Origin of the sequence: Vibrio sp. A1-1, from assembly GCF_021728175.1 — a bacterium.
GTDB lineage: Bacteria > Pseudomonadota > Gammaproteobacteria > Enterobacterales > Vibrionaceae > Vibrio > Vibrio diabolicus.
The window spans coordinates 572,549-579,153 of record NZ_JAKKCL010000002.1 but is presented as its reverse complement, the minus strand read 5'-3'; the positions used below and the strand labels follow the sequence as shown (position 1 = coordinate 579,153).

Sequence of the window (6,605 nt, the reverse complement as noted above, 5' to 3'; positions counted from 1 at the left end):
GGAGAGACTTGAACTCTCACACCTTGCGGCGCCAGAACCTAAATCTGGTGCGTCTACCAATTCCGCCACTTCCGCAACTTATTCTGTAGTTATCAAGGTAATTGGTAAAAACCTAAATAACGTTGTTCATGGTGGCTACGACGGGATTCGAACCTGTGACCCCATCATTATGAGTGATGTGCTCTAACCAGCTGAGCTACGTAGCCATCTTTTGGAGCGAGACAATATAAACCTTCACGCTCTCAGTGACAACCCCTTTTATAAAGGAATCTCACTTGAATAATGGCAGGTCTACCTGGATTCGAACCAGGGAATGGCGGCATCAAAAGCCGCTGCCTTACCGCTTGGCGATAGACCTGTAGGCAATAGTCACAATGACTATTTAAAATATGGTGCGGAAGGAGAGACTTGAACTCTCACACCTTGCGGCGCCAGAACCTAAATCTGGTGCGTCTACCAATTCCGCCACTTCCGCATCTATTCCTAATTGCTCTGATAAAAAGAACACTTAGGAATGGTGGCTACGACGGGATTCGAACCTGTGACCCCATCATTATGAGTGATGTGCTCTAACCAGCTGAGCTACGTAGCCAAAACCATATTTTTTGCTCTCAACGCTTTGTTGCCTTGTCGTTGGGAACGGCGCGCATTATGCGAAGTTGAGTGAGATCCGTCAACAGTTTTTTTTAATAAATTTCGGAAAAAACCTCGTTCGCTTCCTTTTTAAACAAAGAGGCGTGTTTATGATCTAAAACTGGAAATAAATTAGCTTGCAGTTAGGTAATTTATTTTTGCTCATTTACTTAAGGTATTAAAAAAGCCAGCTTAGCAGCTGGCTTTTAGTGTAAATGAAGTGTTTAAAACTCATTCATTTAATTAAACATTGAAGCGGAAGTGTACAACATCACCATCTTTTACGATGTAGTCTTTACCTTCTAGACGCCATTTACCTGCGTCTTTTGCGCCATTTTCACCATTGAATTGGATGAAATCGTCGTAACCGACTACTTCTGCACGAATAAAGCCTTTCTCGAAGTCAGTGTGGATCTTACCTGCCGCCTGAGGCGCAGTTGAACCAACAGGGATTGTCCACGCACGTACTTCTTTAACACCCGCCGTGAAGTAGGTGTGTAGAGTCAGTAGCTCGTAACCAGAGCGAATTACACGGTTCAGCCCCGGTTCTTCGATCCCCATATCCGCTAGGAATTCTTCGCGATCTTCATCTTCTAGTTCAGATAGTTCAGATTCGATAGCTGCACATACAGGTACAACGACGTTGTTTTCTTTTTCTGCGAACTCGCGAACCGCATCTAGATATGGGTTATTTTCGAAACCATCTTCGTTTACGTTTGCAATGTACATAGTTGGCTTCAGTGTAAGGAAGTTTAGGTAGCCGATTGCTGCTAACTCTTCTTTAGATAGCTCAACTGTGCGCGCCATGCCGCCTTCAGTTAGTACTGGTAACAGTTTTTCTAGTACTGTTAGTTCAAATTTTGCGTCTTTATCGCCGCCTTTTGCCTTCTTCGCGTTACGTTGAATCGCGCGCTCACAAGAATCAAGGTCAGCCATTGCAAGTTCAAGGTTGATCACTTCGATATCTTCGATAGGTGAAACTTTACCTGAAACATGAACAATGTTTTCGTTTTCAAAACAACGTACAACGTGGCCAATCGCGTCTGTTTCACGGATGTTAGCTAGGAATTTGTTACCTAAACCTTCACCACGTGATGCACCAGCAACAAGACCAGCGATGTCCACGAACTCCATCGTCGTTGGAAGAACTCTCTGTGGGTTAACGATCTTAGCTAGTGCGTCTAGACGTAGATCTGGCACAGGAACCACACCAGTGTTTGGTTCAATGGTACAGAACGGGAAGTTTGCTGCTTCGATACCCGCTTTAGTTAGTGCGTTGAACAGAGTTGATTTACCTACGTTAGGTAGACCAACGATGCCACATTTAAAACCCATGATAGTAACCTTATTCAGCTTTGAACGTGTGGAGGCGATTTTGTGCTTTAGATAGGCCATCCTTAATCAGGATATCTAGACAACGAACAGCCTCATCAGCTGCTGCATCTAAAAGCTCTTGCTCTTTAGCTGGCGCTTTACCTAATACAAAACCCGCCACTTTATCTTTGTGTCCCGGATGACCAATGCCAATGCGAAGACGATAAAAATCTTTGTTATTGCCCAGTTTGCTAATGGTGTCACGCAGACCGTTGTGTCCACCGTGACCCCCACCTTTTTTAAACTTAGCGACACCTGGCGGTAAGTCTAGCTCGTCATGAGCAACCATGATCTCTTCAGGTTTAATTTGATAAAATTTCGCAAGCGCTGCGATCGATTTACCTGATAGATTCATGAAGGTGGTTGGGATAAGCAAACGGAGATCCTGGCCATTGACCATAATGCGTCCTGTTAGACCAAAAAACTTTGGTTCGTTCTTCAGTGTAACGTTGTGAACGCGTGCTAATTCTTCTACAACCCAAGCGCCCGCATTGTGACGAGTTTTGGCGTATTCTGGTCCTGGATTAGCAAGACCAACAAGAAGTTTGATTTGTTGACTCAAGGTTAGGATCTCTCTGGAATCTCAAAAAGCGCAGTATGATAGCACAGAATTCTCGCAGTGGGCGACCAAGGGATTTTCTGGTTATCAGTACAAATAAAAAAACACCCCAAAGAGGGGTGCTTTTGAAATCAGTGTAACTGAAATGTTCGGATTAGTTGAACATTGCAGAGATTGACTCTTCGTTGCTGATACGACGAATCGCTTCAGCTAGCATGCGAGATAGGCTTAGTGTTGTCACTTTGCCTGTTGCAGCCATCTCTTTAGATAGAGAGATAGAGTCAGTTACGATAACTTGGTCAAGAACTGAGTTCTTGATGTTGTCCGCAGCGTTGCCTGAGAATACAGCGTGAGTAGCGTAAGCGAATACACGCTTAGCACCGCGCTCTTTTAGTGCTTCAGCTGCTTTACATAGTGTGCCACCTGTGTCGATCATGTCATCAACGATCACACAGTCACGACCTTCAACATCACCGATTAGGTTCATTACTTCAGAAACGTTTGCACGTGGACGACGCTTATCTACGATTGCGATGTCGATGTCGCCTAGTGCTTTTGCTGTTGCGCGAGCACGAACAACGCCACCTAGGTCAGGAGATACCACAACAGGGTTATCTAGACCGCGAGCCTGCATATCTTCAAGTAGCACTGGCGTGCCGAAGATGTTGTCTACAGGTACATCGAAGAAGCCTTGAATTTGCTCTGCGTGTAGGTCGATAGTTAGAACGCGGTCAACACCAACGTTAGATAGGAAATCAGCAACAACTTTTGCAGTAATTGGCACACGCGCAGAACGTACACGACGGTCTTGGCGAGCGTAGCCGAAGTAAGGGATAACTGCAGTGATACGGCCTGCTGAAGCACGGCGCATTGCATCAATCATAACAACCAATTCCATTAGGTTGTCGTTAGTCGGTGCACAAGTGGATTGAATGATGAAAACATCGCTACCACGAACATTCTCATTGATTTGAACTGCAACTTCGCCATCAGAAAAGCGAGAAACAGATGCATCACCAAGAGAGATGTAAAGACGATCAGCAATACGTTGGGCTAGTTCAGGTGTTGCGTTACCAGCAAATAGCTTCATATCAGGCACGGTGGAAACCTCGGGTTTGCGTCCAGTTTAAATAGGTCGGTGTGAGGCTGATTGGTATTCAGCCAAAGTCTCTTTTAATGGCGAAATATTGCGCCCTTGAGCGACAAATGCCGAGACTTTATCAGAGAGTTGTGCAAGGATAGTTTCTGCTTCAGATTTGCTCGAAAATTCAGCAAAAACGCAAGATCCTGTCCCCGTCAATCTTGACGGCGCGTATTGTAGCAGCCAAGAAAGTTGCTTATCAACCTCTGGGTAGAGCATTCGTACAATTTTTTCGCAATCGTTTACGCTTGGCGTATTTAAAAGTGTTTCTAGATCTCGTTTTGGGGTGTTTCGCGTTAGATCTGGATGACAAAAAACGTCGACGGTTGCGATAGAAACATTCGGTCTGACGACTAAATACCACTTTTCTTCTGGATAAGCGGGGGAGAGTTTCTCGCCAACACCTTCAGCGAAAGCTGCAAATCCGCGCACAAATACGGGCACGTCTGCGCCCAACTTTAAACCAATTTCAGCCAGTTCATCGTCAGTTAGATTCAGTTGCCACAAGTAGTTCAGTGCCACTAGTGCTGTAGCTGCATTCGATGAGCCCCCACCAATGCCCCCACCCATAGGCAGCACTTTCTGTAGCTCAATATGCGCGCCAAAAGTGCAGTTTGAGTAAGCTTGAAGCGCGGTTGCTGCTTTCCATATTAGGTTGTCTTGAAGAGGCACACCTTCTATATCTGGAGAAATCGTAATATCACCAGAATGGTTTGCTTGAATGGTGAGCTCATCGCCGTGATCGACGAATTGGAATAAGGTTTGTAACTCGTGGTAGCCATTTTCTGTGCGACCGTTGATGTATAGAAAGAGATTCAATTTCGCTGGTGATGGCCAGCGGGTTGAAAGTTCGATCATTGGGTGATGTTCCATTTTGTGATCACTAGATTTATTTTGACGTCAGCAGTGGTGAGTTTCAGCTTATTTGGCAGTGGTAGAGACTGCTCATGCCATTGAACATCGCCATACCGTTGATAAGCAATACGCCAATCATTTAAACCAATTTGTTTGTTTAACGCTTGCAGTGTATTAGTTGGGGACAATTGGAATTTGTCGGCATCGGTCGGTAGGCCTAATAGCCAGTCAGGCATGTGTTCAACGGGCATCATTAACCCCGTAAGACGGTAAATTAGCTGGTTTGCACTGCGAGAGGAAAGGACCTGATCGTCGTAAGTTTCTACTGTGGCACCTTGTGGGGTGATGGTGAGCTTTAATGCCGTTTGTCCGAGAATCGTAGTTAAACGCAACTGGCTTAGTGCTGAAGAATGTTTCCAGTAGAAATTTAAATTTTGTCTTTGGTCTGGGCCAATATAACCAAGTTTTCCCGTTGCTTGAAAATCTTGGATGGTCTCGAGTCGTTGCTCATGAGCTTGCCATTCAACGCTGGTAACACTTTCAGGAACGGAGGAACAACCAGCGAGCAGTAAGCTCGACAAGAAAAAAAGAATAAAGGAGCGTAACGTCATGTTTGATGGCTTATTAATCAGTTTCGTCGGGAATCGCTCACAACTATAGCATTGAAAAGTCGCAGTTAGGAAAACAAATCCGGCTTACCCTTTCAATAAATGCGTGCTTACAGTAAAATTCTGGACCTATTTTATAACCTATCCCAGAGATACCACGTTAGATGTCCTTGCTTGCTATTGGAATCAATCACAATACAGCGTCTGTCGACTTGCGAGAGAAGGTGGCGTTTGGTCCGGATAAACTCGGCCCTGCACTCGAGCATCTTAGAGAGCACGAAGCGGTTAACGGCAGTGTGATTGTTTCAACCTGTAACCGAACTGAGTTGTACTGCGATGTTAAGCAAGGAGCGCGAAATAAGTTGATCGATTGGCTTGCTCAATTTCATCAAGTGAGCCGCGAAGATTTAATGCCGAGTTTGTATGTGCATGAAGAACAAGCTGCAATAAAGCATTTGATGCGCGTATCGTGCGGCCTTGACTCTCTGGTGTTGGGTGAGCCTCAAATTTTGGGGCAGGTAAAGCAAGCATTTTCTGACTCGCGAGATCATCAAGCCGTCGATGCTTCAATTGATAAACTGTTTCAAAAGACGTTCTCAGTCGCCAAGCGTGTGAGAACAGAAACAGATATCGGCGGTAATGCTGTGTCCGTGGCTTATGCCGCATGTACATTGGCAAAACATATTTTTGAGTCGTTATCTGATTCAACCGTGCTTTTGGTTGGTGCGGGAGAGACGATTGAACTGGTCGCGAAGCATTTAGCATCCAACGGCTGCACAAAAATGATTGTCGCGAACCGCACTAAAGAGCGTGCGCAAGGCTTAGCGGATCAATTTGGCGCAGAAGTGATCAGTTTGAACGAAATTCCTGAACATTTGGCGAAAGCGGATATCGTGATTAGCTCAACGGCGAGCCCATTGCCTATTATTGGCAAAGGTATGGTCGAAACGGCTCTGAAGCAGCGCCGACATCAACCTATCTTGTTAGTCGATATTGCGGTGCCGCGAGATGTAGAGTCGGAAGTCGGTGAACTGAACGACGCATATTTGTATTCGGTTGATGACTTGCAATCTATCATCGACAGCAACATTGAGCAGCGTAAAGTCGAAGCGATTCAAGCTGAAGCGATTGTTAGTGAAGAAAGCGCTGCGTTTATGACATGGTTGCGTTCACTGCAAGCCGTCGATAGTATTCGCGACTATCGCAAATCAGCCAACGAAATTCGTGAAGAGTTACTGAGCAAAAGTTTGCAATCTTTAGCGGCAGGCGCAGATCCGGAGAAAGTGCTGCGCGAGCTGAGTAATAAACTCACCAACAAACTGATTCACGCTCCAACTCGCGCATTGCAAAGTGCAGCAGAGCAAGGCGAACCAGCAAAATTAACGATTATCCGCCAAACACTTGGCTTGGATGATCTATAACTCACGCTTTTTAT

6 protein-coding genes and 4 tRNA genes are annotated in these 6,605 nt (G+C 45.4%); 1 reads left to right on the top strand and 9 read right to left on the bottom strand.

Annotated elements, in window-relative coordinates:
- Positions 1-129: 129 nt before the first annotated feature.
- The 9 genes from L3V30_RS06705 to lolB all read right to left on the bottom strand — a co-directional run bounded on the left by L3V30_RS06705 (position 130) and on the right by lolB (position 5,173).
- Positions 130-206, bottom strand: a tRNA-Met gene (locus tag L3V30_RS06705).
- A gap of 77 nt (positions 207-283) precedes the next feature.
- Positions 284-358: transfer RNA gene (locus L3V30_RS06700), tRNA-Gln, on the bottom strand.
- Between the two features lie 32 nt (positions 359-390).
- A tRNA-Leu gene (locus tag L3V30_RS06695) sits at positions 391-475 on the bottom strand.
- A gap of 40 nt (positions 476-515) precedes the next feature.
- Positions 516-592: transfer RNA gene (locus L3V30_RS06690), tRNA-Met, on the bottom strand.
- A 284-nt stretch (positions 593-876) separates the two neighbouring features.
- Positions 877-1,968 carry a redox-regulated ATPase YchF gene (gene ychF, locus L3V30_RS06685; RefSeq protein ID WP_237308559.1) on the bottom strand — a complete coding sequence of 364 codons (1,092 nt, stop codon included), beginning with the start codon at positions 1,966-1,968 and terminating at the stop codon, positions 877-879.
- 10 nt (positions 1,969-1,978) lie between these two features.
- Positions 1,979-2,569 carry an aminoacyl-tRNA hydrolase gene (pth, locus tag L3V30_RS06680; RefSeq protein ID WP_124008596.1) on the bottom strand — a complete coding sequence of 197 codons (591 nt, stop codon included), beginning with the start codon at positions 2,567-2,569 and terminating at the stop codon, positions 1,979-1,981.
- A 151-nt stretch (positions 2,570-2,720) separates the two neighbouring features.
- On the bottom strand, positions 2,721-3,665 hold the full coding sequence (locus tag L3V30_RS06675; RefSeq protein ID WP_005393176.1) for a ribose-phosphate pyrophosphokinase: 945 nt from the start codon (positions 3,663-3,665) through the stop codon (positions 2,721-2,723).
- 27 nt (positions 3,666-3,692) lie between these two features.
- Positions 3,693-4,565 carry a 4-(cytidine 5'-diphospho)-2-C-methyl-D-erythritol kinase gene (ispE, locus tag L3V30_RS06670; protein WP_237308558.1) on the bottom strand — a complete coding sequence of 291 codons (873 nt, stop codon included), beginning with the start codon at positions 4,563-4,565 and terminating at the stop codon, positions 3,693-3,695.
- Positions 4,562-5,173, bottom strand: coding sequence for a lipoprotein insertase outer membrane protein LolB (lolB, locus tag L3V30_RS06665; protein ID WP_005393172.1), 612 nt, complete (start codon positions 5,171-5,173; stop codon positions 4,562-4,564). Before lolB ends, ispE begins: the two co-directional genes overlap by 4 nt.
- A 161-nt stretch (positions 5,174-5,334) precedes the next feature.
- Here lolB and hemA point away from each other — a divergent pair, with 161 nt between their 5' ends.
- Positions 5,335-6,591, top strand: a complete 1,257-nt coding sequence (hemA, locus tag L3V30_RS06660) for a glutamyl-tRNA reductase (RefSeq protein WP_237308557.1) — start codon at positions 5,335-5,337, stop codon at positions 6,589-6,591.
- Positions 6,592-6,605 lie beyond the last annotated feature (14 nt).